The organism is Reyranella sp. (assembly GCF_965279625.1).
Taxonomy (GTDB): domain Bacteria; phylum Pseudomonadota; class Alphaproteobacteria; order Reyranellales; family Reyranellaceae; genus Reyranella.
Genome location: NZ_OZ257251.1, coordinates 5,458,698 through 5,483,298, shown reverse-complemented (window position 1 = coordinate 5,483,298; position 24,601 = coordinate 5,458,698). Strand labels below are relative to the sequence as shown.

Sequence of the window (24,601 nt, the reverse complement as noted above, 5' to 3'; positions counted from 1 at the left end):
TTCTATGGGGCAATCTCGCGTGTCTGGCGCGGCGCTAGGCCGCCTCCCCTCGCAACTGGGCGAGTCCGCGCCGCATCAGGGCCTTCGTGTAGCGTTCACGCGTAATCAGCGGCACGACGGCATTCTTGTCCGGCGGGGAGGCGAAAACGCCGCTCAGTTCCTTCAGCTCGGCCTCGGCCAGCTTGAAGTTCCCACGCTTCATGTAGCCCAAGGCACGGAAGAGGCGCTCCTCCTCGAGATAGTTGGGCTCGCGATTCCAATCGTCGAGTTGATGCAGCGCCGCCGCGAAACGCGCCAATATCGTCGCCTTGAACTGGGAAGTTACTCGATACATGCCACCCGCCTGATTCTGTTCTCGGAGGGGATGGTGCGCGCGCTTCGGCCCTGCTGCAAGCACCCTGGGCGACGCCGCCCGGCAGCCGGGTGACCCCCGTGGCTCTTTCCAACCCTTTCGGCGAGGACCGCAAGGCACGCGGCACGCCCGCCGATCTCGCCCTGCTCGTTCTGGGCGGAAGCGCCGTGCTGATTGCCCTCATCCTGTGGTTCGACAATGCGCAGGGCGGCCTGACCGGCAACGGCGTCTTCAAGAGCCTCGAACTGAAACCCTGGGTGGTCGATCCGGCGAACGCCCCGCTGTTCGCCTCGAACTATCTCTTCTACCCCGTCTACGGTGCACTCTGCCGGCTGCTCGACCTGCTGGGCGTCTTCGCCGGCGACCCACGGCGGCAGCTCACCATCCTGAACGCGGTGAGCGCCAGCCTCTGCGCTGGAGTGGCCTATCTTCTCGCCCGCGCCATGACGGGCGATCGGGCCATCGCCTGGCTGACGGCCGCGTTCCACCTCGCGACCAGTCACGTGATGTTCCTCGCCATCGTCAACGAGGACATCATGCCGAGCTACACGGTGATGTTCGCGGCCATGGCGCTGGGCGCAATCTGGTTCGCGCGGCCGTCTGCGGCGAGGGTCGCGGCCGTCTCCGTCCTGTTCTCGATCGGCTGGTTGTTTGAATGGCGGCTGATGTTCCCCACCCTGCCGGCGATGCTGGCCGCCCTCTGGTTCTGCGAGCCGCGCCTCGCCCGGCGCTTCGCCTGGATCGCGCTGTTCCTGGCCTGCCTGGTCGCCACGGCCGCCCTCGTGGCACTGGCCTGGCGCGGCCATGCGGGCGCCGTCGGGCCGTTCGATCTCATCTGGACGGGAAAGGCGGTGCGCTCGGTGTGGGCGGGCTTCACCTGGGCCAAGGTCGGCTATCTCTGGGACGGCATCGTGGCCTACCTGCTGGGAACCGGTGTCACGACGTTCGACGGGCTTCCCGGCTGGGACATCTGGCGCTTCACCACGACTTTCGTCTTGCTGGGCATCGGCTTCGTCGCGTGTTCAACCCTGTGGCGCGCCCGCGACGAGGGCCGTGCGCGCGCCGTACTGACCGTATTCGGCGTCACCTTCCTCGCGGGCGAGGTCTTCAACCTCTATTCCCAGCCGCAGGACCCGCAGATGCAGATCAACGTCATGGCCTGGGTGACGCCCGCCTGGTCGCTGGTGCTGCTGGCTGCGCACCGCCGCTGGCCGGCGCGCGGCCCCGCCGCCATGGCTGCGGTGACGATGGCGCTGTTCGCCTACAATGTCTGGAGCATCGCCCCGCTGCGCGGCCTCGACAGCAAGTGGCGCGAGGCCATCGGGCGCCTGGAACGACAGGGCGATCCGGCGCGCACCGTCTTCCTGCTGCACGATTTCGACTGGACGATGGTCTACGGTTCGCTGCACTGGGGCACGGCGGAGCCCGGTGTCGCCGACCTCGGACAGGCCCCGCAGGCGCTGCCGAAGTTCAAATGGATCGGCTTCACCGGCGACGTCCTGCGTCATCCCGACTGGAGCACGGAGCGGCACGTCGAATCGCTGCGGCAACAGATCGACCGCGCCTTGGCGCTCGGCTACGAGGTGCTGGTCGTGCGCCTGTGGGACATTCCCGAGGCGCAGCTGCTGACCGAGACCGGCATGGTCGCCGATGCCTCCCGGCTCGGTGCGCTGCAACGCATGCTGCGCACCGACTTTTTGGCTACGCCGGTGTCCGTCGATCCGGTCGCGGGGTCCGTCTACCGGCTGCAGCGAACCGCTGGCCGCTGACGGCCTACATCGTCGCCTGCTGGATGCGCCGCTCGTCGAGCCCGACCGAGCGCGCCGTCTCCACGATGGCGGCCCAGGTGTCGTCCGGCAGCGGCACGCCGTCGGCGAGACGCTGGGCGCGGGTACGCGATTCCTGCTCGCCCGGCACCAGTATCTCGACGCCGGGAGTCGCGGGCTTGGAGCCCTTCACGAACGAAACGTACTTGGCGATGTCCGTCGGGAAGAAGCCTTCGGCGTCGAACACCTTGGGATCGACGTAGAAGGACAGCATGCCATTGGCGAAGCGGCCGCGCTTGGGATCGGTCGCGCCGGTGCCCGAGAGCGACCCTCCCAGGATCTCGCACATGAAGGCGAGACCCGAGCCTTTGTGGTCGCCGAAGGCGCGGATGGCGCCGGTGCCCTTGCTGTGGTCGCGCGGCCCCGTGGGCGTGTAGTCGCCGTAGAGCAGATGCGGGTCGGCGCTCGGCTTGCCGTCGGGGCCGATCAGCGCCCCTTCCGGCAGTTTCTTGCCGCCCTGGCTTGTCACCAGCACCTTGCCCTCGGCCACGATCGAGGTGGCGAAGTCGAGGACCAGCGGATCTTCACCCGCCCGCGGGACCCCGACGCAGTAGGGCGCGGTCGAGAAGCGGCGCTCGACGCCGCCATAGGGCGCCACCAGCACGCTGCCCGAGGCATTGACGAAATGCACCGAGACGAGACCCGCCTCGGCCGCCATCTCGGCCCAGTCGCCCACCCGGCCGACATGGCCGGCATTGCGCAGCGTCACCGCTGAGAGGCCGTTCTTCAGGCACTTCTCGATGCCGATCTGCACGGCCTGCGGCGTCACGGTCTGGCCGAAGCCATACTTGCCGTCGACCACGGCGATCACCGGAGTGTCGACCAGCACGTCGACCGTCACGTCGGCGACGACCGTGCCGCTCTTCTTCTGCGAGGCGTAGCGCGGCACGCGCACCACGCCGTGGCTGTCGTGGCCCGACAGGTTGGCGCTGACGAGGTAGCGGCCGATGCGACCGCCCTCCTCCTTCGAGCATCCCGCCGTGGCAAAGATGTCCGCGACGAAGGATTCGAGTTCCTTCGCCTTGATCGTCACGCTGCCCATGTCAGGACTTCCCGCGCTGCAGGCTCGCGACGTAACCGCGGTTCCAGGTCGGGTTGATCATCACCTCGTTGATCACGATGTGCGGCGGCAGGCAGGCGATGTAGCGGATCAGGTCGCCGACATCCTCCGACTGCGCCATGCGCTTGCGCTCGGCCGGAGTGATCGGGATCGGCCGCTTGTCGAGGATCGGCGTCGCCACCTCGCCCGGGCAGACCACGCAGGAGCGGATGCCGTTGACGCATTCCTCCATGTTGATCGTGTGGCTCATCGCCACCACGCCGTGCTTGGCCGCCGAATAGGCCGGGCCCGACAGCAGGCTCGGCACCTTGCCGGCCACCGAGGAGGTATGGATCAGCACGCCGCCCTTGTTCTTGCGCATCAGCGGCAGCACCGCCGAGGTGCAGTAGAAGGCGCTCGACAGGTTGCCGTGCACGACCTCGTCGACCCCCTTGGGCGTCAGCTGCTTCCAGCTCCGTTTCTGGATGTTGAGGCCGGCATTGTTCACCAGGATGTCGATGCGGCGGTGCTTCTTGGCGATCGCGGCAACGGTCTTCTCGACCGCAGAGGCTTTCATCAGGTCCGCAGGCTTCACCTCGGCCGTGCCGCCCGCCTTACGGATCATCTCGGCCGTCTCTTCGAGCGCCTCGCGGCGGCGCCCGGTCAGCACTACGGTCGCACCGTCCTTGGCCAGCGCCACAGCCGCCGCTTGGCCAATTCCCGAGCCAGCACCGGTCACCCAGGCAACCTTGCCCGTCAACGAACCCATGAAATTCTCCTCAACGCCAGAAAGCGGCGATTAAAGCACCTTGCCGGTGCTGTCGTCGATCAGATGCATGTTGCTGAGGTCGGCCCTCAGCTTCATGGACTGTGCCGCCGCCGCGCCCGCATTCGGGTTGACGCGACCGCAGACTTCCCGGCCGTTCACCGTGAAATAGACAAGCGTCTCCATGCCCATCGGTTCGACGACGTCGATCAGCATGTCGAAATCGTGCTGGTTCGATTCGGTGTGTGGCTTGGTCTCGGTGATGTGCTCGGGCCGCAGCCCCAGCATCAGGCTGGGCTTGCCGACATGGGCGGTATAGCGGGCCGTGCGGTCGGCCGGCACCGGGAAGGACAGAGTGTCGTTTACCCGCACCCTGAGGGCGCCCGCCGCCTGCTCGAGCTGGCACGTGATGAAGTTCATGGCGGGCGAGCCGATGAACCCCGCGACGAACTTGGTCGCCGGTGAGTGGTAGAGATCGTTTGGCGAGCCAACCTGCTCGATCAGACCTCCGTTCATCACCACCACGCGGTCCGCCAGGGTCATCGCCTCGACCTGGTCGTGGGTCACGTAGACCGTGGTGGTGCGAACCTTCTGGTGCACCTTCTTGATCTCGGTGCGCATCTGCACGCGCAGCTTGGCGTCGAGGTTCGACAGCGGCTCGTCGAACAGGAACACCTTGGGATCGCGCACGATGGCGCGGCCCATGGCGACACGCTGGCGCTGGCCGCCCGAGAGCTGCTTGGGCTTGCGATCCAACAGCTCCGTGATGTCGAGGATCTGCGCCGCCTGCTTGACGCGCTTGTCGATCTCGTCCTTCGGCGTCTTCTTGAGCTTCAGTCCGAACGACATGTTCTCGTAGACGTTCATGTGCGGATAGAGCGCGTAGTTCTGGAACACCATGGCGATGTCCCGGTCCTTGGGCGGCACGTCGTTGACGACGTCGCCGCCGATCGCGATGTCTCCGCCGCTGATCTCTTCCAGCCCCGCGATCATGCGGAGGGTGGTGCTCTTGCCGCAGCCCGACGGTCCCACCAGGACGATGAATTCCTTGTCGGAAATGTCGAGGTCGATGCCGCGGACGGCGAGGACTTCGTCGTACTTCTTGACGACCTTACGCAACGTTACCTGAGCCATGTGTCGACTATCCCTTTGTCGCGCCCGCGGTCAGACCCGCAATGTAGTAATCCATGAGGAAGGCGTAGATGATGAGCGGTGGCGCCGCGCCGAGCAGCGCGCCCGTCATGATCTGCCCCCAGTTGAACACGTCGCCCTTGATCAGCGTCGTGATGATGCCCACCGGCAGCACCAGCTCGCTGGTCGAGGTGGTGAAGGCCAGCGGGTAGAGGAACTGAGCCCAGGCGACGGTGAAGGTGAAGATCGTCGCCGCGATGATCCCCGGCAGGGCCACCGGAATGAAGATCTTGGTCAAGGTCTGCATCCAAGTGGCGCCGTCGATCAGGGCCGCCTCGTCGAGCTCCTTGGGGATCGACGCGAAGTAGCCGATCATGATCCAGGTGGCGAAGGGCACGGTCAGCGTCGGATAGAGGATGATCATCGTCCACCAGTGATTCATCAGCTGGACGTCGAACACCTCGTTCACCCACGCGAACATCTTGAAAAGCGGGATGAAGAGCAGGGTTTCGGGGATCAGATAGGTGAGGAACACGCCGGTCGCCAGCGTGGCCGATCCCCAGAACTTCATGCGGGCGAGCGCGAAGGCGGCGATCACGCTGATCAGCATGGTCAGGATCACGACACAGATCGACACGATCGCCGAGTTCCGGAAGAAGACCAGGAACTGGTTCTGCGACAGCAGGTCGATGTAGTTCTGCAACGTCGGACTGCTGATCCACCACGGATTCTTCGCCGCCGAGATCTCCGCGCTGGTCTTCAGCGAGGTGATCAGCATGTAGACAGGCGGCATCAGGAAGAAGATGGCGAACAGCACGAGGAAGAAATAGGACCAGCGCAGCGCCCAGGTCCGGTCGCGGCTCATGCTGCCGTACTTGGGACGGCTCGGCTCTCCGGTGGCGATTGCGGCGTTTGCCATCAGACTTCACTCCCCCGCTTGGTGATGTCGCGCAGGATGAAGGTCGCGGCGACGGCCAGGATGGGCACCATGAACAGCGACACGGCCGCACCGAGCGGAATGTCACCGCCTTCGATGCCGACGCGGAAAGCCCAGGTGCCGAAGATGTGCGTGCTGTTGAGCGGACCGCCCGCGGTCAGCACGCGCACGATGTCGAAGTTGGCGAAGGTCACGATCAGCGAGAACAGCGCGGTGATGGCGATGATGTTGCGCATCATCGGCAGGGTCACGTACCAGATGCGCTGCCACCAGGTGGCGCCGTCGATCGAGGCCGCCTCGTAGAGCTGCTCGGGCACCGACTTCAGCGCCGCCAGATACATGATCATGAAGAACGGCGAGCCGATCCAGACATTGACCAGGATGACCGAGAAACGGGCCCAGCCCGCCTCGCCCGTCCAGGGAATGCCCTCGAAGCCGAAGATCGCCAGGAGCCAGTTCAGCGCGCTGTAGGATGGATCGAACAGCCACAGCCATGCGAGCGTGCTCATGGCCGGCGGGATAACCCACGGCACCAGCAGCATGCCGCGCCACTTGCGCTGCCCCTTCGCCGGAATGTTGTGGACGAAATGGGCGACCACGAAGCCTATGATCGCCTTGAAGATCACCGCGGTAATGGCGAACAGGCAGGACTGGTAGACCACCAGCCAGAATGTGTCGCGACCGAAAAGGAACTCGAAGTTCCCGAAGCCGACGAAGCGGGTCATCCCCTTGTTGAGGGTCGCGAGATAGACCGCATAGCCCGCCGGATAGGCGACCAGGATGAGGATCAGGAGGATCAGCGGCAGGGCCATCAGGAAGGCGATGGTCGACTTGCGCTGCATGAGCTTGTGCAGGCCGCTGCGCTGCTGTGTCGGGTGCCCGGCAGGGTTGCGGGCGGCGATGTCTGCCATCGGGTACTCCAGGCCCCGTCGGGCCATGCGGGAAACGCCAGGGTGAAACAGGCTACGAGACCAACGCCGGACCGGCCCGCCGTGTCGGAAGCGGCGGCCGCCCTGCCAGCCGCAGGACCACCCCATTTCCTCCCGAACCGGCGCTGAAGGCCGATTCCGGGACCGATCTCGGAGCCGCCCGCCAATCCCTCTGTGGGGGGCCGGCGGGCGGACTCGCATCAGTTGCGGGTGAAGCCCTCGAGCTCCTTGGCCGCCCAGTCGATGGTCTTGTCCATCGCTTCGCCCTTGGCGTAGCGCACGACCATCTGGGTCTGGATGGCCTGGGTGTAGATCTGCTCGGCGATCTTGTGCGGCGCGGGCGCGGCGGCGATCGAGAGCGTCTGGTGGTTGTGCGGGTTCGGGTAGTGATAGAGCGTGCCCTTGGGCGGCCCCTCTTCAGACCAGACCTTGAACGTGGTGAGTTTCTCGAACGACGGCAGGTCGTAGCCCTGCGAAGCGTTGGTCATCTTCTCGGCCGAACTGGCCTGCGAGAGGAAGGTGATCAGGCTCTTGGCCGCCGACTGGTTCTTGCTGAAGTTCCAGATGCCCCAGAAGTACGGCAGGAACGGCGCGTAGCGGCCCTTCGGTCCCATGGGGAAACCGTGCGTCCAGAGCTGCTCGGCGATCTGCGGCGCGTCACGCTTGGCGACGGCCCAGGCGCTGGGCGGGTTCATGATCAGCGAGCCCTGGCCCGAGACCAGGAACTTGTTGTTCGAGGCGTCGTCCCACGACGGCACGTCGGGCGGCAGGAACTGCATCAGCTTCTTGTAGTAATCCAGCACCTGGCGGACCTGGTCGTTCTTCACGACGATGTCGCCCTTGGCGTTGACGAGCTGGGCGCCGAAGGCGTGGAACAGCGCGCCGGCACTGTCGACATTGTCCGACGTCGTGCCGAGCCCGATTCCGAACGGGTTGCCGCCCTTCTGGCAGGCTTCCGCCGCCTTGAGGAAGTTGTCGAGGTTCCAGTCGTCAGCCTTGGGCGCTTGGCCGGCCGGGTACATCGCCTGGATGTCGATGCCGGCATGCTTCTTCAGAAGGTCAATGCGCGAGCACGGTCCCTTGATCTGGCTGCCGGCGGTGGCCGGCACGGCGAGCCACTTGCCGTTCAACTTGCCGAGATACTCGACGGTGCCGTTGACCGCGCCGTTCTCCTTGATGAGCGGCTCCATGACGTCGTTCATGGCGACGAGCTGCTCGGAATAGCGTGCCGGCAGCCAGGTCGAGAAGGCGAGCACGTCGTGGCCGGACTTGGCCTGGCCTTCGGCGGCGGTAGTCAGCAGCAGCTTGTTGCCCTGCGAGGTGATGAAGTCCATCTGGACATCGACCTTGTTCTTCTCACCCCACTCCTTGCAGAGATCTTCGGTGGCCTTGTTCGCACCGGGCACCCAGTGGTCCCAGAAGCCGCAGGTGAGTTTGCCCGCGGCGTGAGCGCCGCGGACGAAGGGCGCAGCCACGAACGCTGCGGAAACCGCAGCGGTACCGGCCACGAATCGACGACGATTGACCTTCCTCGAGACCATGTTTCCTCCTCAGAGCCGTTTCGTACGGCCGATTGACCCGGGCCTGCTTTGACGCAAAGGCAATGGCTCTCATTCGGAGCCTTGAGGCGATGCTATGCACAAGATGCCGGTCAAGCAACGCATTTTGACATGCGACTTCGAATCAGGATCGATTTGACAGGCCACGGATGGGCTTGGATGCTCCGCCGCCCGAGTTGAATCGGGACCTGCAATTCCTGCTAGAAACCACTGTAAATTACACGCCGCGACAATCGCCGGATTTCTCGGCCGCCTGTTTTGAAAGAAGCTTACGCCTCCTCATGAATACCGTTCCTAAAGCCAATCCGTGGCTCGCCGCCGTCGCCCCCTCGCCCATCGGCGAAACCAAGCGCTGGGTGCTGGGCCGCACCTTTCCGACCGACCGGCCGCTGATCGATCTCAGTCAGGCCGTGCCGGGCTATCCGCCGGCGCTCGAGCTGCGCCAGCACCTGGGCGAGCTGCTGCTCGATCCGACGATGCATGGCTACACCCCGATCCTCGGCCTGCCGGTTCTGCGCGAGGCCTATGCGGGACATCTCTCCAACTTCTACGGCGCGCCCGTCACGCCCGCCGAAGTCGGCATCACGTCGGGTTGCAACCAGGCCTTCTGCCTCGCCCTGATGAGCATCGCCAAGGCGGGCGACCAGGTGATCGTGCCGCGGCCCCACTACTTCAATCACGACATGTGGATGCGCATGCAGGGCGTCGAGCCCGTGCCGCTCGACTTCCGGCCGGGCTCCGGCGCGGTGCCGAGCGCTGAGGATGCCGAGAAGCTGATCGGGCCGCGCACGCGCGCGATCATCCTGATCTCGCCCAACAATCCGACGGGCGCGGTCTATCCGCCCGAAACGATCCACGCCTTCTTCGAGCTCGCGAGAAAGCACGGCATCGCCCTGCTGCTCGACGAGACCTACAAAGATTTTCTCCCCGCCGGTGAGCGCCCGCACGATCTCTTCAGCCGGCCGGACTGGCGCGGCACCCTGGTGCACCTCTACAGCTTCTCCAAGGTCTTCGCGCTGACCGGGTATCGCGTCGGCGCCGTCACCGCGGGTACCGAACTGATGGCGGAGATCGAGAAGGCGATGGACTGCGTTTCGATCTGCCCGCCGCGGCTTGCGCAGGAGGCCGCGCTGTACGGCCTGCGCAACCTGCTGCCCTGGGCGCGGAACAACACCGCCGGCCTCAAGGCACGGGCCGACCTGCTGGGCCAGGGGCTCGAACGCTCCAACCGCTGGCGACTGGTCAGCATCGGCGCCTACTTCGCCTACGTGGAGCATCCTTTCGCCGGCACCGCTTCCACCGAAGTCTCCAAGCGCATGGCCGACGAGGAGAACCTGCTCACCATCCCCGGCGACATGTTCGGTGCGGGCCAGGAGCGCTTCATCCGCCTCGCCTTCGCCAACGTCACCGACGACAAGATCCCGACGGTTCTCGAGCGACTGGAGCGGTTCGGCGTGTAGGAATGCCGGCCTGTCCGCCGCCGTCATCAACGCTGCGAAGAGGAACGCGCCATGCCCCACGCCACCACGCCCGACGGGGTGAAGCTCTTTTACGAGGAAGCGGGTAGCGGCACGCCGATCCTGTTCGTCCACGAATATTGCGGCGACTGGCGGGCGTGGGAGCCGCAGATGCGCTTCTTCGCTCGTCGCCACCGCTGCATCACCTATTCCTTCCGCGGCTATCCCGGTTCCGACGTGCCGCCGAGCGGCGACATTTACGGGCAGCAACCTGCCGTCGACGATGCTCTGCACATGCTGGATCACCTGAAGATCCAGAAGGCGCATATCGTCGGCTTGTCGCAGGGCGCCTTCGCGACCGCGCATTTCGGCCGCTGCTATCCTGATCGCGCTCTATCGCTCATCCTCGCCGGTGTCGGCTCCGGCGCGGGCCTCGACGGGCACGAACAGTTCAAGAAGGATGCCGTGACGACAGCCGGGCTGATCCGCAAGGACGGAATGGCGAAGTATGCCGAAAGCCTCACGACCAATCCGACGCGCTCGCGCTTCAAGCTGAAGGATCCGCGCGGCTTCGACGAATTCACGAAGCATCTCTCCGAGCACTCTGCCGTCGGCGCCGCCAATACCATGGAGAACTACCAGGGCAAGCGGCCGTCTCTCTACGACTTCGAGCAGGACTGGAAGCAGCTCGACCTGCCGACGCTGATCATCTGCGGTGACGAGGACGATCCCTGCCTGCAGCCGAGCCTGTACCTGAAGCAGGTCCTGCCGAACGCCGGCCTCGCGATGTTCGCCAAGACCGGACATGCGGTGAACCTCGAGGAGCCGGACGCCTTCAACCGCGAGCTCTGGAATTTCATCGTCCTGGCCGAAGCGGGCAAATGGACCGGACGGCAGCCGGTCACCGAAGGCGCCGGCCTTATCTGAGCGTCACGATCCGATGGTCACGGCATGGTTGAGCGGGCCATGGCCGCGCCCGAAGCCGGGCGCGGTCTCGATCGCCCTGCGGACATAGTCCCGCGCGCGCGCAACGGCATCACGCAGCGTCATCTTCTGCGCCAGACCCGCCGCAATGGCCGAGGCCAACGTGCAGCCCGTGCCATGGGTGCTGCGGCTCACGATCCGGGCATCCTCGAACCGGTCAAACCTTCCATCGTGGAACAGCAGGTCGACGACGCGATCGCCTTCGAGATGGCCGCCCTTCATCAGCACCGCGCCGGCGCCCAGTTCGACCAGACGTTCGGCGGCGCGCTTCATGTCGGTCTCGACCCTCACCGGAAACCCCACCAGCACTTCCGCTTCCGGCAGGTTCGGCGTGATAAGGGCCGCCATCGGCAGCAGCGTGTCGCGCAGCGCCGCTTCGGCTTCGCTCAGCAGAAGCCGGTGTCCGCCCTTGGCCACCATCACCGGATCGACGACCAGAGGCACGCCGGCCGTATGCCGGGCGATGCCGGCCGCCACCACAGCGATCACTTCGGCGCTGTGCAGCATGCCGGTCTTCACCGCGTCGGCACCGATGTCGCTCAGCACGACCTCGATCTGCTGGGCAATGAAGGAAGGCTCGATGCCCATCACGCCATGCACACCCTCGGTATTCTGTGCGGTGAGCGCCGTGATGGCCGTCGCGGCAAAGCCCTTCATCGCGGTGACCGCCTTGATGTCGGCCTGAATCCCGGCGCCGCCGCCGGAGTCCGATCCGGCGACGATCAGCACGCGGCCCTTCATGCCGCCTGCCGCGGGATCGCGTCGATGATCTGGTCGACCACGCTGCGCACGAGTTCGGAATCGTCGCCTTCGGCCATGACGCGGATCAACGGCTCGGTACCCGACTTGCGCACGAGGATGCGCCCGGTCTTGCCGAGCCGTTCTTCTCCGGAGGCGATGGCCTTTGCAACGGAGACGGCATCGAGGGCGGCCGTCGCGTCGGCGACACGGATGTTCTTGAGCAGCTGCGGCACCGGTTCGAAGGCGCGGAAGAACTCGCTGGCCGGACGTTCGCAGAGGATCAGGGCGCACAGCGCCTGCAGCGCCGCCATCAGCCCGTCGCCCGTGGTGGCATAGTCCGTCATGATGATGTGGCCCGACTGTTCGCCCCCCAGATTGAAGCCGTCGGCCCGCATGCGCTCCAGGACGTACCGGTCGCCGACCTGGGTACGCACGAGCTTCAGGCCACGCGCCTCAAGGTAGCGCTCCAGCCCGAGATTGGACATGACCGTCGCCACGACGCCGCCACCCGACAAGAGGCCTCTCTGCTTCCACTGATCGGCGATCGTCGCCATCAGCTGGTCGCCATCGATCACGCGTCCGGTCTCATCGACGAGGATGACGCGGTCGGCATCGCCATCGAGGCCAATGCCGATATGGGCATGGTGGGCGACGACCTGCTCCTGCAGCACGCCTGGGTGCGTCGAGCCGCAATTGCCGTTGATGTTGAAGCCATCCGGCGCGACGCCGACGCGAACGACCTCGGCGCCGAGCTCCGTGAGCACCGTGGGCGCCACCTTGTAGGCGGCACCATTGGCGCAATCGACGACGACCTTGAGGCCGCTGAGGTCGAGGCCGCGCGGTGCCGATGCCTTGACCGACTCGATGTACCGGCCCTGCACGTCGTCGAGCCGCTTGGCCCGGCCGATGGCGGCGGCGTCGGCAAGGACGAGGTCGGAGGGGCTCATCACCAGGGCCTGGATCTCGCTCTCGACGGCATCGGACAGCTTGAAGCCGTCCGGGCCGAACAGCTTGATGCCGTTGTCTTCATAGGGATTGTGCGACGCGGAGATCATCACGCCGACATCGGCTCGCATCGACCGCGTCAGGAAGCCGACCGCGGGCGTCGGAATGGGACCCAGCAGGAACACGTCGACGCCTACGGAGAGGAAGCCGGCCGTCAGGGCCTGCTCCAGCATGTAGCCCGACAGACGCGTGTCCTTGCCGATCACGGCGCGGTTTCGGTGAGCCCCGCGGTGAAAGACCTGGCCGGCGGCCATGCCGATTCGCATCGCCATTTCGGCGGTCATAGGAGCGGTGTTTGCACGACCGCGAACGCCGTCGGTGCCGAAGAGTGAACGAACCATTGGGGGAATCTAACGCATCGCCTCGAAGACGGCGAGGGTCTGCCGCGTCGCCACGACGTTGTGAACGCGAACGATCGAAGCGCCGCGATGCACAGCCTCTACCGCCAGCCAGGCCGATGCCGGATCGCGATCGGCGGGCTTTTCGAGGCCCGTGAGCCGGCCGATGAAGCTCTTGCGGGAGCAGCCGATCAACACCGGATAGCCCTCCTCCGCAAGGCGCTTCGTGCCCGCGATCAGCGCAAGTTCCTCCTCGACGTTCTTGCCGAAACCGAGGCCGGGATCGAGGGCGATGCGCTGCCGCTCCACGCCCGCCGTCTTGCAGGCCGCCGCGCGATCGAGCAGGAACCGCCGGACGTCTTCGACGACGTCCTGGTAGGCCGGGCCGGCATAGCGCTCCTCCGGCCTTCCCCGCCGGTGCATCAGGACGACCGCCGCCTTGCTCCGCACCACCAGGGGCAGCATGGCGACGTCATCGCGCAGCGCCGATACGTCGTTCACGATTCGCGCTCCCGCGGCCAATCCGGCTTCGGCGACGAGGGCGCGACGTGTATCGAGGGAGACGATGGCGCCCTGCCGCACCAGGCCTTCCACGACGGGAAGAACCCGCCGGCATTCTTCCTCGGGCGAAACAGCCGCCGAGCCGGGGCGCGTGGACTCGCCGCCGACATCAAGGATGTCGGCTCCCTCTGCCACGAAGCGCAGGCCATCGTCGATGGCCCGCGCCGAGTCGAGGCGTTCACCGCCGTCGGAAAAGGAGTCGGGCGTCACGTTCACGATCGCCATCACGAGAGGGCGATCGAGCGCGAGGCCCGCGAAGCTCCGCGTCAAACGCCCGGCTGAGGCTCGGGGTTGGCACCCGGCGCCGGGCCGGTGGTCGTGGTCGGAACCGAGGCGCGGCGGCGGCGATCAGACGTGCCGGCACCGCCAGTGTCGTCGCGCACGACCTTTTCGCCGCGCAGGATCGTGCCGATCTCGTCGTTGCTCAGCGTCTCGTACTCGAGCAAGGCCCTGGCGATCGTATGCAGGTCCTCGAGGCGCTCGGTCAGGATCGTCCGGGCGCGGCCTTCGGCCTCCTCGATCAGCCGGCGAACCTCCTGGTCGATCAGCTGCGACGTGGCCTCGGAGACGTTCTGCGTCTGCGTGACGGCATGGCCCAGGAAGACCTCCTGCTCGTTCGCCTGATAGCGCACGCGGCCGAGCTTCTCGGACATGCCGTAGGCCGTGATCATGCCGCGCGCCGTCTGGGTCGCGACCTGGATGTCGCTGGCGGCACCCGTCGTGACGTTCTCCGGGCCGAACACCAGTTCCTCGGCCAGGCGACCGCCGAACATGATGGCCAGTCGCGACTCCAAGTACTGCTTGGTGTGGCTGAGATGATCGCGCTCGGGGAGCTGCATGGTGACGCCCAGCGCGCGACCGCGCGGGATGATCGTCACCTTGTGGAGCGGATCGCTCTTGGGAACATGCATGGCGACGAGCGCGTGGCCCGCCTCATGATAGGCCGTGAGCGTCTTCTCCTCGTCGGTCATCGCCATCGAGCGGCGCTCGGTGCCCATCAGCACTTTGTCCTTGGCGTATTCGAAATCGCCCATGGTCACGAGACGCTTGCCGACGCGCGCGGCGCGCAGGGCGGCCTCGTTCACGAGATTGGCCAGATCGGCGCCGGAGAAACCCGGCGTGCCGCGGGCCAGCACGCGCGGATCGACGTCCGGCGCCAGCGGCACCTTGCGCATGTGGACCTTGAGGATCTTCTCGCGACCGCCGACATCGGGATTCGGCACCACGACCTGGCGGTCGAAGCGGCCCGGACGCAGCAGCGCGGGATCGAGCACGTCGGGACGGTTGGTGGCGGCGATCAGGATGACGCCCTCGTTGGCCTCGAAGCCGTCCATCTCGACCAGCAACTGATTCAGCGTCTGCTCGCGCTCGTCGTTGCCGCCGCCCAGGCCAGCGCCGCGATGGCGACCGACGGCGTCGATTTCGTCGATGAACACGATGCAGGGCGCGTTCTTCTTGGCCTGCTCGAACATGTCGCGCACGCGGCTGGCGCCCACGCCCACGAACATCTCGACGAAGTCGGAGCCCGAGATGGTGAAGAACGGCACGTTGGCTTCGCCGGCGATGGCGCGCGCCAGCAGCGTCTTACCGGTACCCGGAGGACCGACCAGCAAGCAGCCCTTGGGGATCTTGCCGCCCAGCCGCTGGAATTTCTGCGGGTCCTTCAGGAAGTCGACGATCTCCTCGAGTTCGCCCTTGGCCTCGTCGATGCCGGCGACGTCGTCGAAGGTGACGCGGCCGTGCTTCTCGGTCAGCAGGCGCGCCTTGGACTTGCCGAAGCCCATGGCGCGGCCGGTGCCGCTCTGCATCTGGCGCAGGAAGAAGATGTAGACGCCCACGAGCACGAGTACGGGCAGCCAGCTCACGAAGATGCTGCCGAGGTTCATGCCCTCTTCCGCCGGTCCCGCGTCGACGCGGTCGACATTCTTGATGAGCATCGGCATCAGCTGGTCGTCGGGCGGCGTGCTCGGCGCGTAGGTCGAGAACTTCTGCACGCCATTGCGCGGCTCGCGGAAGGTGCCGTTGATCGTATTGCCCTGAATGCGGACATCCTGGATCTGCCGCTGCTCAACCGCGCGAACGAATTCCGAGTACGAGATCGTGTTGCCGGGAGTCCGCGTCGCCCCACCCTGGAAGACGCTGTAAAGCAGCGCGAGCAGCAGGACGATGACGATCCAGAGGGCAGCGTTGCGATTGAACGGGTTCACTGATGGCTTCCGTTAAGTGGGGCTACGATCAAGATGGGTTGCGGCCGCAGGGTAGCAAGCGAAAAATGCAGCCGGAATCAAGGGCTGCCTTCCTTTCCTGCCATTTTCGGGTCGGACAATCCACTCAAGCTGCCGCGAGCCGGTAGCTTGCCGCAGGGCGAACTGGCAGCCCGAGAGGGTGAAATCCTGCCCCCGGCCCGATTTGCCACGCTCGGGCGTTCCGGACAGTCGGACCAGCGCCCGCTCCAGACGCTCGCGCCGCGGCGGATGATCGCCCCCGCCCAGGGCCTGCACGACACGACTGGCCAGCCTGCGACGAAGATCGACGGGCAGACGCTCGATCGCCGCGCGGTCGATCGCAATGCTGCCATCCTCGCGGGCCTGGAGCAGCGCCACACCGGTACGGGCAGCCTGCAGCTCGCGGCCAGACCTCACATGATCTGCATCCGGCAGGATGACTGCAACCGTCCCCGCGCGGCGCAGGCGGGCCCGCTCGAAGCGCGGGTCGCCGTTGGAGGGATCTTCGATCCAGGCGATGCCCCGCGACCGGAGCGTGGCTGTCAGCCGCGCACGCGGCACCGGGAGCAGCGGCCGCAGGAGGCGAACCTCCGGCCATTCGACCAGCGCCGCCATGCCGGCGAGCCCGTCCGGACCGCTCGCCCGGGCAGCCCGCATCGCGATCGTCTCGGCCTGGTCGTCTGAGTGGTGCGCCACGAGAAGGTGCAGGATGCCCCGCTCCCGGCAGGCCTCGCGCAGCAGCCGGTAGCGGGCGGCGCGCGCGGCCTCCTGCAGGCCCGCCGGCGGCTTGTCCCCGGTCCAACGCAGGACGAGGCTTTCGATTCCGGATCTCTGCAGCACACCGGCCGTCGTCAGCGCTTCCGCCGCCGCCGCCGGTCGCAGGCCGTGATCGACGATCAGCGCAAGAACCCGGCCGCCCCGACCGGCGGCCCATTCGTGTGCCAGCAGGGCGAGACTGAGCGAATCGCGGCCGCCGGAAACGGCGACGGCGAGCTCGGGATTGGTCTCGAAAGGGTCGAACGACGCCATCAGGCGCGCGAAGGTCGCTCCGTCGACGTCTCGCGGCTCGGCGAGCTCGATCACCCGCAGCCGTTCTTCTGGCGCTCCTGTTCGATCCGCCGCTTCTGCAGGTCGGTCGCCCGCGGATAGTCCTGGTTGAACCGCGCGAACACCGCACAGGCATCGGGCTTGCGCCCCAGCACCGACATCGTGATGCCGAGCTTCAGGAGATTGTCGGGGCCCTTCGGGCTGGTCTTGTAGACCTTGTAGCCCTCGGCGAAAGCGGTCAGGGCGCTGTTGTAGTCGCGACGCGCGTAATAGGTCTCGCCAAGCCAGTATTGCGCGTTGCCGGCCAGCTTGTTTTGCGGACTGCGCTGAATGAAGGTCTTGAAGCCGCGCTCGGCGCCGGCGTAGTCGCCGTCCTGCAGCTTCTTGACGGAGTCGTCGTAGAGCTGCTCGGGCGTGCCACCAGCCGGCGGTGGGGTTGGCGTCGGCGTCGAAGGCGCTCCCGGAGCGGCGGCCTGCGCCCCCGGACGCGGTGCGGCTCCCCCAGGACGGGCGCCGCCGCCCTTCTCCAGCTGCTCGATCCGGTACTCGTAGTCAGCCTGCATCTTCTCCATCTGCTGCTGCAGCTTCGCATTGCGATTCTGCAGCTGCTCGAGTTGGCCGGTCAGGTTGGTGAGAGACTGCTGGAGCTGATTGAACCGGTCCTCGAGATAGACCGCGTCGCCCCCACGCTGCGCCGCTGCTGCCGTGGGCAGGGCGAGGGCAATCAGGAGGACGAGCCGGGACGGAAGGATCTTCATGGCCAACGCTTTGTTCACATCAAACGCGGCCATTTTCAGGCATGGCCGCCTCGCTTCCAAATGAAAACGCCGGTCGCATGACGACCGGCGTTTCCTGCACTCCGCCTCGGTTCGAGGTTGGCGCTATTCCAGGGCCGTCACGGCGCGGCGGTTGCGCGCCCACGACGCCTCGTCGGAGCCGACCGGATCAGGACGCTCCTTGCCGTAGCTGACGGTCTTGATGCGCGCGGCCGGGATGCCTTGCGCGATCAGGTACTGACGCGCCGCATTCGCGCGGCGCTCGCCGAGGGCCAGATTGTACTCGCGCGTGCCGCGCTCGTCGCAATGGCCTTCGATGGTGATCTGGTAGTTGCCGTACTTCTTCAACCACTCGGCCTGGCGGTTGAGGGTCTGGCGACCGTCCTCGCGCACGGTGGAGGAATCTGTATCGTAGAAGACTCGGTCGCCGACATTCTGCCGGAAGTCACCAACCGATCCGGGCGTCACGGACGTGGTTGCAGCGGATGCCGTCTGCGTGTCGTTGTTATTGCTGCAGGCCGCGATGAGGAACATCGCGGCAAGGGCCGACAAAGCCTTGATCATGCTCATATTTCGATCCACTCCCTGACGGAATCGACCCGCGCGAGGGCGCACGGGTCGACAAAAAAGATCATATATTTCGCTACTGCGGAATCAAGGGCGACCAGGCCGGATCCGAGGCATCGGTCGGCGTCGGCACCTGGCGTTCGAAGCGGCCGGTGATGTCGATCTGATGCAGTGAAGCCGAACCCGCGCGGCCGCCCGAACTGGGCTGCCCGCGGAAGAACATCAACACGCGTCCGTTGGGCGCCCAGGTCGGACCTTCGACGAGGAAGCCGCTCGCCAGCATGCGCTCGCCGCTGCCGTCCGAGCGCATCACACCGATGCCGAAGCCGCCGGCTCCGATCTTGGTGAAGGCGATGAAATCGCCGCGCGGCGACCAGACCGGGGTGGCATAGCGTCCGTCGCCGAAGCTGATACGGCGCTCGCCGCCTCCGCCCGCGCTCATCACGTAGAGCTGCTGCGCGCCGCCGCGGTCCGAGTTGAACACGATCTGCGAGCCATCGGCCGAGAAGCACGGCGAGGTATCGATGGCCGGCGAGTTGGTCAGGCGGCGGAGCTGCCGGCCGCGCACATCCATCTCATAGAGGTTGGTGCGGCCGTTCTCGGCGATGCTCATGACGACCTTCGTGCCGTCCGGCGAGAAGCGCGGGGCGAAGCTCATGCCTGGGAAATTACCCAGCAGCTCGCGGCGGCCGCTATCGACGTTCTGCAGATACACCCGTGGCGGCCCGTTGTTCTCGCCGTACGCCATGTAGACGATTTCCTGCAGGGTCGGCGAGAAGCGCGGCGTCAGCGCGATGGTCTTGCCGTCGGTGAGATAGCGGTTGTTGGCGCCATCCTGGTCCATGACGGCGATGCGCTTCGTCCGGTTGTTGCCCGGCCCGGTCTCGGACACATAGGCGATGCGGGTGTCGAAATAGCCCTCCTCGCCGGTCACGCGCTTGTAGATCGCATCGGAGATGATGTGCGAAAGGCGACGCCAGTTGTTCGGCTGGCTGGTGAAGGAGAGGCCCGTCGCCTGCTGGCTCGTGACGACGTCCCATAGCCGGAAGTCAACCTTGATGCTGCCGCCCACCGAGGTGACCTGGCCGACGACGAGACCGGCGGCGCCGACGCTGCGCCAATCCGGGAAGCGCGGCGGCGTCGTCGCGTCGACATCCTTCTGGATGTAGGCACTGGTCGGAATCACCCGGAACAGGCCGGAATTCTGCAGATTGTTGCGGATCACGCCCGCCATCTGGGCGCCCACCGGATCGCCCTTGAAGTCGACGATGGCGATCGGAACCGGTTCGAAACTCGGCCGCGTCATGTCGATGGTGAGCTGCGCGCGCGCGGTGCCCGCAATGCCGGCGGTGGCAAGCGCCGCACCGCCGAGCAGGGTCGTCCGTCGAGGAAGCATCATGTCGGACCTCTTCATTCCAAGGTTTCTATTAAGCCGTTGATGTCTAGTAGTCGCGGGGGTCGAAATTGAACGTTATGGTTTTCCAGCTCGTGAACTTGTCCGGCGAGAGCGGCCACGGCTGACAACGCGGATTCATGATCGCGCGATGCGCGGCGTCGGCGGCGGCGCGGAAGACCGGGTCGCTGTTATAGCGTCCGGTGTCGCGCAGTTCAGCTTTCACCGGCATGCCGTTCTGATTCATCTCGACGGTCAACGTAATGATCATAGCTTGGTCACGAGAGCCGCCCTGGGTGTTCCAGCAGGGGCGGATCTTCTGGCGCACGCCCTCGATCTCGCTCGCCGTGACGACAGCGGCAAGGTTCGGCGCGGCCGGCGCCTGACGGGTGACCTGTTGCACCGGCTTGGGGCTCTGCTCCGGCGTCTGGATCTTCTGCTGCGACTGCTTGTTCTTCAGGATGTCGTCGATCATCGAATCGACGCTCTGCTTGGGCGGCGCAGGCTTGGGCGGCGGCGGCTTCGGCGGCTCGGGCTTCTTGGCCTCGGGCGCGGGCTTGGGCGGCTCCGGCGGCTTCTCGACCTTCGGCGGCTCTGGCTCCTTGGGCTTCATCGCCACGAGATCCTCGACGGGCTTGGCGGCCTCCGTCTTGGGCTTCTCTTCCGGCTTGGGTGGCGTTTGCGGCTTCGGCGGCTCGACGACCTCGGGCGGCTTCGGCGTGGGCGGCGATGGCGGCGGCTCGGCCGACTTCACCGGCGGCGCCTTGGTCGTCTCCTGGGCGATCGGCGCATCCTTTGGCTGCGGTGGCAGGTTGGCCACCGTTGGCGCGCCGGCCTTCTTGTCGATCGCCTCGAACTCGACCATCACGGGTTCGGGTTCCATCGGCGGTGTGCGCCCGAAGAAGTCGAGATTGAGCACCGCCGCCCCCAGCACGAAGACGTGCACCATCGCCGACACGATGGCCGGTGTGCGCATCTCGATGCTGGCGGGATGGCGACGAACCATCGTCTTCTTCGTGTCCGTTCTCTCAGCGCCGCGGGGTCGGCGCCGGGGTTTGCGGTTGGGCCGGGGCCTGCGGGGCGCGCGGCGCGGTCTGGCCGGGCGCGGCCGGCGTGACGGTGCCCCGTCCCAGGGCCTGCGCCTGCTCGCCGAGCAGGCCGAGCTGGCGGAAGCCGCTGTCGATCACGACGCCCATGACTTCCATCATCTTGCCGTAGTCGACGCTCTTGTCGCCGCGCATGAAGACCCGCTGGTCGGGCTTCTCCTCGTGCACGGCCTTCAGCTTCGCGCCGAGTTCGGCGATGTCGTACTTGGTCTCGCCCAGGAACACTTCGCCCTGGGAGTTTACCGACACGACCATCGGCTCGTCTTTGCCGCCGACTTGGCTGGCGCTGGTCTTCGGCAGGTCGACCGGCACGCCGACCTGGAGCAGCGGCGCCGTCACCATGAAGATGATCAGCAACACCAGCATGACGTCGACCAGCGGCGTCACGTTGATGTCGGCGATGGGCGTGTAGCTCCGTCGCTTGAACTTGCTGCCCGAGGAATTGGCGCCGGGTGCCGGGATGACGCCCGACATCAGACCTGTTCCTCGAGCTGACGCGACAGGATGGTGATGAACTCACCGGCAAACGCCTCGAGCTGCTGGGCGTAGCGCGAGACCTGACCCGACAGGATGTTGTAGGCGGCAGCGGCGGGAATGGCGGCGACCAGCCCGATCGCGGTGGCGAACAGCGCCTCCGAGATGCCGGGGGCGACAACCGCCAGCGAAGTGTTCTTCGACTGCGCGATGTGGCTGAAGCTGTTCATGATGCCCCAGACCGTGCCGAACAGACCCACGAAGGTGGCGTTGGCGCCGACCGTGGCCAGGAAGCCCAGCCGCTTCTCGATCCCCTCCATCTCGCGTTGGATGGTAACTCCCATCACCTGCTCGATGCGCTGGCGCAGGGCCGCGCGGGCCGTGGCGCTGGAGGCGAGCCCCTTTGACACCGAGCGGCGCCATTCACGCATGGCGGCGGCGAAGATGCTCGACATCGGATCGTCGGGCTTGGCGCCGACGCGGTCGTAGAGGTCCTCGAGCGAGACGCCGGACCAGAACGTGTCCTCGAACGACTGGGCGCTGCGCTTCAGCGAGCGCAGGCGGAGAACCTTTTCGAAGATGATTGCCCACGACCAGAACGAAGCCAGCATGAGCAGGATCATGATGCCTTTGACGACCCAGTCGGCCTGCATGAACAGGCCGTATACGGACATGTCGATTGTCCCCGTGCCGCCGCCGAGGGGGGCTCCGGCGACCTGCGCTAGCGCGTCCATTTATGTTCTCCGTTGGTTCAAGAGGGTTGTATCCGAATATGGCGTGAGCGGGGCGATCCACTCACGGCTACCTGGGCCAGGGCAGTCCGCACGAGCGGCGGCAATCGGACAGGCCGACCGCCCTCGCCCATGCAGGCGACGACGAGTTCGGCTCGAACCAGGGTCTCTTCATTGCGGCGCGCATGCTGAATCATGTCGAGCGACGCGCCGCGCAACTCACCGCAGCGGGTCACGATCTCGATCGTGTCGTCCAGCCGCGCGGGCTTGAGGTAGTCGATGGCGCAGCGGCGCACGACCCAGTTGATGCCGCGCTCCTCGCGCAACGAGCTGTGCTGCTGCCCCAGCAAGCGGAGCAGTTCCGTGCGGCCCCGCTCGAGGAAACGCAGCCAGTTGGCATAGTAGACGATGCCCGCGGCGTCGGTGTCCTCGTAATAGACGCGCAGCGGCAACACATGGCTGCCGTCGTGCAGGTGGCCGGAGGTCGGCATGGCGCTCACGCATCCTCCGCCGGATCGCCCGCGGCCAGCAGGTCGAGTTGCTGCTTCTGCCCGTTGGGCATTGCCAGACCGAGATGGCGATAGCCGGCCTCGGACAACAGGCGGCCGCGCGGTGTGCGCATCAACAGCCCGAGCTGCATAAGGTAGGGCTCGATCACGTCCTCGATGACGTCGCGCTGTTCTGCCAGCGCCGCCGCCAGAGTCTCGGCGCCGACCGGGCCGCCGGCGTAGTTCTCGGCGATGCACGCGAGATAACGGCGGTCCATCGCGTCCAGGCCGCGTCCGTCGACCTCCAGCCGGGTCAGCGCCGCATCAGCGACCTTGGAGGTGACTTCGACATCCCCGGCGACCGCCGCAAAGTCGCGCACGCGGCGCAGCAGTCGGTTGGCAACACGCGGCGTGCCGCGCGAACGCTTGGCGATCTCGGCGCTGCCATCGGGCGCCAGCGACATCTTGAGGACGCGGGCAGCGCGCTGCACGATCGTCTCGAGCTCGGCTGGCGTGTAGAAAATCATGCGCAGCGGGATGCCGAAACGCTCGCGCAACGGCCGCGTCATGAGGCCGGACCGCGTCGTCGCGCCGACCAGGGTGAAGGGCGGCAGCTCGATGCGCACCGAGCGCGCGGCCGGTCCCTCGCCGATCATCAGGTCGAGCTGGAAATCCTCCATCGCGGGATAGAGAACCTCCTCGATTGCAGGATTGAGACGGTGGATCTCGTCGATGAACAGCACATCGTGTGCCTGTAAATTCGTGAGCTGCGCGGCAAGGTCGCCCGCCTTCTGGATGACCGGGCCGGAGGTCGCCCGGAAGCCCACGCCCATCTCCCGCGCCACGATCTGCGCCATCGTCGTCTTGCCGAGGCCGGGTGGCCCGTGCAGCAGGACGTGGTCCAGCGCCTCGCCGCGCCCCTTGGCGGCGGCAATGAAAATTTTCAGGTTCTCGCGGACCTGCTTCTGGCCGATGAAATCGTCAAGTGTCTGCGGGCGCAGCGCCAGTTCGGCGGCGTCTTCCTCGGAGCGCTTCGGCGTCACCAGGCGGTCGGGAGCGGCATTCATCGTGCGAGGTCCTGGAGGCCAGCGCGGATCACGGCATCGAGCCCGGCCCCGTCACCGAGCCGCTGGGTCGCGCGCGCCACCGCCCCGAAGGCCTCGACGCGCTTGTAGCCCAGATTGACCAAGGCGGAGACCGCATCCTCGTTGATCGATCCGGCGGGGCTCGCCGCCTCTCCGGACCGGCTCTCCAAGGTGGGCGACGGCGCGATACCGAACGCGGCCGCCTTGTCCTTCAGTTCGGTGACCAGTCGCGCGGCAAGCTTCGGACCGACGCCGGGGGGACGGCTCAGGGTCGCCCGATCCTGGGCGGCGATCGCGCGGACGATCTCGTCGGGCGACAGGGTCGACAGGATCGACAGCGCCACGCGGGCGCCGACGCCCTGCACCGTCGTCAGGATGCGAAACCAGTCGCGCTCCTTCGCCTGGAGGAAGCCGTAGAGCGCAATGGCGTCCTCGCGCACGATCGTCTCGACCAGCATGGTCGCCGGTCCGCCGACGGTCAGGTCGCGCAAGGTGCGCGCCGAGGCCGACACGAGATAGCCGACACCGCCGACGTCGATGACGGCGCTGTCGGTGTCGACCGAGTCGACGAGGCCTTTCAGCTTGGCGATCACAGGGCGGCCTCGATGCGTCGCGCCGTGGCGCGATGATGGGCGTGGCAGATCGCGACCGCCAGGGCGTCGGCTGCGTCCTGCTTGGCATCGACGCCCGGCAGGAGCCGGCCGACCATCATGGCGATCTGGTTCTTGTCGGCATGCCCCGTCCCGACCACCGACTTCTTCACCAGGTTCGTCGCATATTCGTACACCGGCAGGCCGGCGCGGGCCGGCGCCAGCATGACGACGCCGCGCGCCTGACCGAGTTTCAGGGTGGACCCCGGATTGACGTTCACGAAGGTCTCCTCGACCGCAGCCTCGACCGGCCGCTGCGCTTCGACGACGCGCACGACGCCCTCGAACAATTCCCTCAGCCGCTCCGCCAGCGTGCCTGTCGTTGCGACCTTGACGACGCCGTGCGCCACATGGCGCAGCCGGTTGCCCTCGACCTCGATCACGCCCCAGCCGGTCAACCGCAGGCCGGGATCGAGGCCGATCAGTCTCATCCT

At 66.5% G+C, this 24,601-nt stretch carries 25 protein-coding genes; 3 read left to right on the top strand and 22 right to left on the bottom strand.

All coding sequences use genetic code 11. From position 1 onward, the window contains the following. Window positions 1-34: 34 nt before the first annotated feature. Entirely contained in the window at window positions 35-334 is a 300-nt protein-coding gene (locus ACQY78_RS26645) for a hypothetical protein (protein ID WP_425066515.1), read from the bottom strand. 98 nt (window positions 335-432) lie between these two features. Here ACQY78_RS26645 and ACQY78_RS26640 point away from each other — a divergent pair, with 98 nt between their 5' ends. Further along, complete coding sequence (locus ACQY78_RS26640; protein WP_428680983.1) at window positions 433-2,121, top strand: hypothetical protein; 1,689 nt, start codon at window positions 433-435, stop codon at window positions 2,119-2,121. 4 nt (window positions 2,122-2,125) lie between these two features. Here ACQY78_RS26640 and ACQY78_RS26635 read toward each other — a convergent pair whose 3' ends face one another. The 6 genes from ACQY78_RS26635 to ACQY78_RS26610 all read right to left on the bottom strand — a co-directional run bounded on the left by ACQY78_RS26635 (window position 2,126) and on the right by ACQY78_RS26610 (window position 8,521). Further along, a complete protein-coding gene (locus ACQY78_RS26635; protein WP_428680981.1) occupies window positions 2,126-3,220 on the bottom strand; it encodes a malate/lactate/ureidoglycolate dehydrogenase in 1,095 nt (364 codons plus the stop codon). A 1-nt stretch (window position 3,221) separates the two neighbouring features. Further along, complete coding sequence (locus tag ACQY78_RS26630; protein WP_428680979.1) at window positions 3,222-3,986, bottom strand: SDR family oxidoreductase; 765 nt, start codon at window positions 3,984-3,986, stop codon at window positions 3,222-3,224. Window positions 3,987-4,016: 30 nt separating this feature from the next. Beyond that, the gene (locus ACQY78_RS26625) at window positions 4,017-5,117 is read right to left on the bottom strand and encodes an ABC transporter ATP-binding protein (RefSeq protein WP_428680977.1); all 1,101 of its coding nucleotides are present in this window, start codon (window positions 5,115-5,117) and stop codon (window positions 4,017-4,019) included. Window positions 5,118-5,124: 7 nt separating this feature from the next. Continuing rightward, window positions 5,125-6,033 (bottom strand): carbohydrate ABC transporter permease, encoded by a 909-nt coding sequence (locus tag ACQY78_RS26620; RefSeq protein WP_428680975.1) that lies wholly within the window; start codon window positions 6,031-6,033, stop codon window positions 5,125-5,127. Next, window positions 6,033-6,962: a carbohydrate ABC transporter permease gene (locus ACQY78_RS26615; RefSeq protein ID WP_428680973.1), complete on the bottom strand. Its 930-nt coding sequence runs from the start codon at window positions 6,960-6,962 to the stop codon at window positions 6,033-6,035. The genes ACQY78_RS26620 and ACQY78_RS26615 overlap by 1 nt, the downstream gene beginning before the upstream one ends. A 218-nt stretch (window positions 6,963-7,180) precedes the next feature. Next, the gene (locus tag ACQY78_RS26610) at window positions 7,181-8,521 is read right to left on the bottom strand and encodes an ABC transporter substrate-binding protein (RefSeq protein ID WP_428680971.1); all 1,341 of its coding nucleotides are present in this window, start codon (window positions 8,519-8,521) and stop codon (window positions 7,181-7,183) included. A 299-nt stretch (window positions 8,522-8,820) separates the two neighbouring features. Between ACQY78_RS26610 and ACQY78_RS26605 the strand changes: the two genes are divergently transcribed. Together ACQY78_RS26605 and ACQY78_RS26600 are read left to right on the top strand one after the other, a co-directional pair. After that, the gene (locus tag ACQY78_RS26605; protein ID WP_428680969.1) at window positions 8,821-9,999 is read left to right on the top strand and encodes an aminotransferase; all 1,179 of its coding nucleotides are present in this window, start codon (window positions 8,821-8,823) and stop codon (window positions 9,997-9,999) included. A gap of 51 nt (window positions 10,000-10,050) precedes the next feature. Beyond that, window positions 10,051-10,923 carry an alpha/beta fold hydrolase gene (locus ACQY78_RS26600; RefSeq protein ID WP_428680967.1) on the top strand — a complete coding sequence of 291 codons (873 nt, stop codon included), beginning with the start codon at window positions 10,051-10,053 and terminating at the stop codon, window positions 10,921-10,923. Window positions 10,924-10,926: 3 nt separating this feature from the next. Here ACQY78_RS26600 and thiD read toward each other — a convergent pair whose 3' ends face one another. From thiD to ruvC, 15 genes are all read right to left on the bottom strand, one after another. Further along, the gene (gene thiD / locus ACQY78_RS26595) at window positions 10,927-11,721 is read right to left on the bottom strand and encodes a bifunctional hydroxymethylpyrimidine kinase/phosphomethylpyrimidine kinase (protein WP_428680965.1); all 795 of its coding nucleotides are present in this window, start codon (window positions 11,719-11,721) and stop codon (window positions 10,927-10,929) included. Beyond that, entirely contained in the window at window positions 11,718-13,067 is a 1,350-nt protein-coding gene (glmM, locus tag ACQY78_RS26590) for a phosphoglucosamine mutase (RefSeq protein WP_428680963.1), read from the bottom strand. The genes thiD and glmM overlap by 4 nt, the downstream gene beginning before the upstream one ends. Before the next feature lie 9 nt (window positions 13,068-13,076). After that, on the bottom strand, window positions 13,077-13,895 hold the full coding sequence (folP, locus tag ACQY78_RS26585; protein WP_428680961.1) for a dihydropteroate synthase: 819 nt from the start codon (window positions 13,893-13,895) through the stop codon (window positions 13,077-13,079). Further along, complete coding sequence (gene ftsH / locus ACQY78_RS26580; protein ID WP_428680959.1) at window positions 13,892-15,832, bottom strand: ATP-dependent zinc metalloprotease FtsH; 1,941 nt, start codon at window positions 15,830-15,832, stop codon at window positions 13,892-13,894. The genes folP and ftsH overlap by 4 nt, the downstream gene beginning before the upstream one ends. Window positions 15,833-15,844: 12 nt before the next feature. Further along, a complete protein-coding gene (gene tilS, locus ACQY78_RS26575; protein ID WP_428680957.1) occupies window positions 15,845-16,933 on the bottom strand; it encodes a tRNA lysidine(34) synthetase TilS in 1,089 nt (362 codons plus the stop codon). Continuing rightward, entirely contained in the window at window positions 16,930-17,655 is a 726-nt protein-coding gene (ybgF, locus tag ACQY78_RS26570; RefSeq protein WP_428680955.1) for a tol-pal system protein YbgF, read from the bottom strand. The genes tilS and ybgF overlap by 4 nt, the downstream gene beginning before the upstream one ends. A gap of 123 nt (window positions 17,656-17,778) precedes the next feature. Further along, window positions 17,779-18,243, bottom strand: coding sequence for a peptidoglycan-associated lipoprotein Pal (gene pal / locus ACQY78_RS26565; protein ID WP_428680953.1), 465 nt, complete (start codon window positions 18,241-18,243; stop codon window positions 17,779-17,781). 73 nt (window positions 18,244-18,316) lie between these two features. Beyond that, entirely contained in the window at window positions 18,317-19,636 is a 1,320-nt protein-coding gene (gene tolB, locus ACQY78_RS26560; RefSeq protein WP_428686515.1) for a Tol-Pal system beta propeller repeat protein TolB, read from the bottom strand. 46 nt (window positions 19,637-19,682) lie between these two features. After that, the gene (locus ACQY78_RS26555) at window positions 19,683-20,639 is read right to left on the bottom strand and encodes a hypothetical protein (RefSeq protein ID WP_428680951.1); all 957 of its coding nucleotides are present in this window, start codon (window positions 20,637-20,639) and stop codon (window positions 19,683-19,685) included. Between the two features lie 22 nt (window positions 20,640-20,661). Continuing rightward, window positions 20,662-21,213: a protein TolR gene (gene tolR, locus ACQY78_RS26550; RefSeq protein WP_428680949.1), complete on the bottom strand. Its 552-nt coding sequence runs from the start codon at window positions 21,211-21,213 to the stop codon at window positions 20,662-20,664. Continuing rightward, the gene (tolQ, locus tag ACQY78_RS26545) at window positions 21,213-21,887 is read right to left on the bottom strand and encodes a protein TolQ (RefSeq protein WP_428680947.1); all 675 of its coding nucleotides are present in this window, start codon (window positions 21,885-21,887) and stop codon (window positions 21,213-21,215) included. The genes tolR and tolQ overlap by 1 nt, the downstream gene beginning before the upstream one ends. A 77-nt stretch (window positions 21,888-21,964) precedes the next feature. Beyond that, a complete protein-coding gene (ybgC, locus tag ACQY78_RS26540) occupies window positions 21,965-22,435 on the bottom strand; it encodes a tol-pal system-associated acyl-CoA thioesterase (protein ID WP_428686513.1) in 471 nt (156 codons plus the stop codon). 5 nt (window positions 22,436-22,440) lie between these two features. Beyond that, on the bottom strand, window positions 22,441-23,499 hold the full coding sequence (ruvB, locus tag ACQY78_RS26535; RefSeq protein ID WP_428680945.1) for a Holliday junction branch migration DNA helicase RuvB: 1,059 nt from the start codon (window positions 23,497-23,499) through the stop codon (window positions 22,441-22,443). Next, complete coding sequence (gene ruvA / locus ACQY78_RS26530; protein WP_428680943.1) at window positions 23,496-24,110, bottom strand: Holliday junction branch migration protein RuvA; 615 nt, start codon at window positions 24,108-24,110, stop codon at window positions 23,496-23,498. The genes ruvB and ruvA overlap by 4 nt, the downstream gene beginning before the upstream one ends. Beyond that, window positions 24,107-24,598 carry a crossover junction endodeoxyribonuclease RuvC gene (gene ruvC / locus ACQY78_RS26525; protein ID WP_428680941.1) on the bottom strand — a complete coding sequence of 164 codons (492 nt, stop codon included), beginning with the start codon at window positions 24,596-24,598 and terminating at the stop codon, window positions 24,107-24,109. Before ruvC ends, ruvA begins: the two co-directional genes overlap by 4 nt. Window positions 24,599-24,601 lie beyond the last annotated feature (3 nt).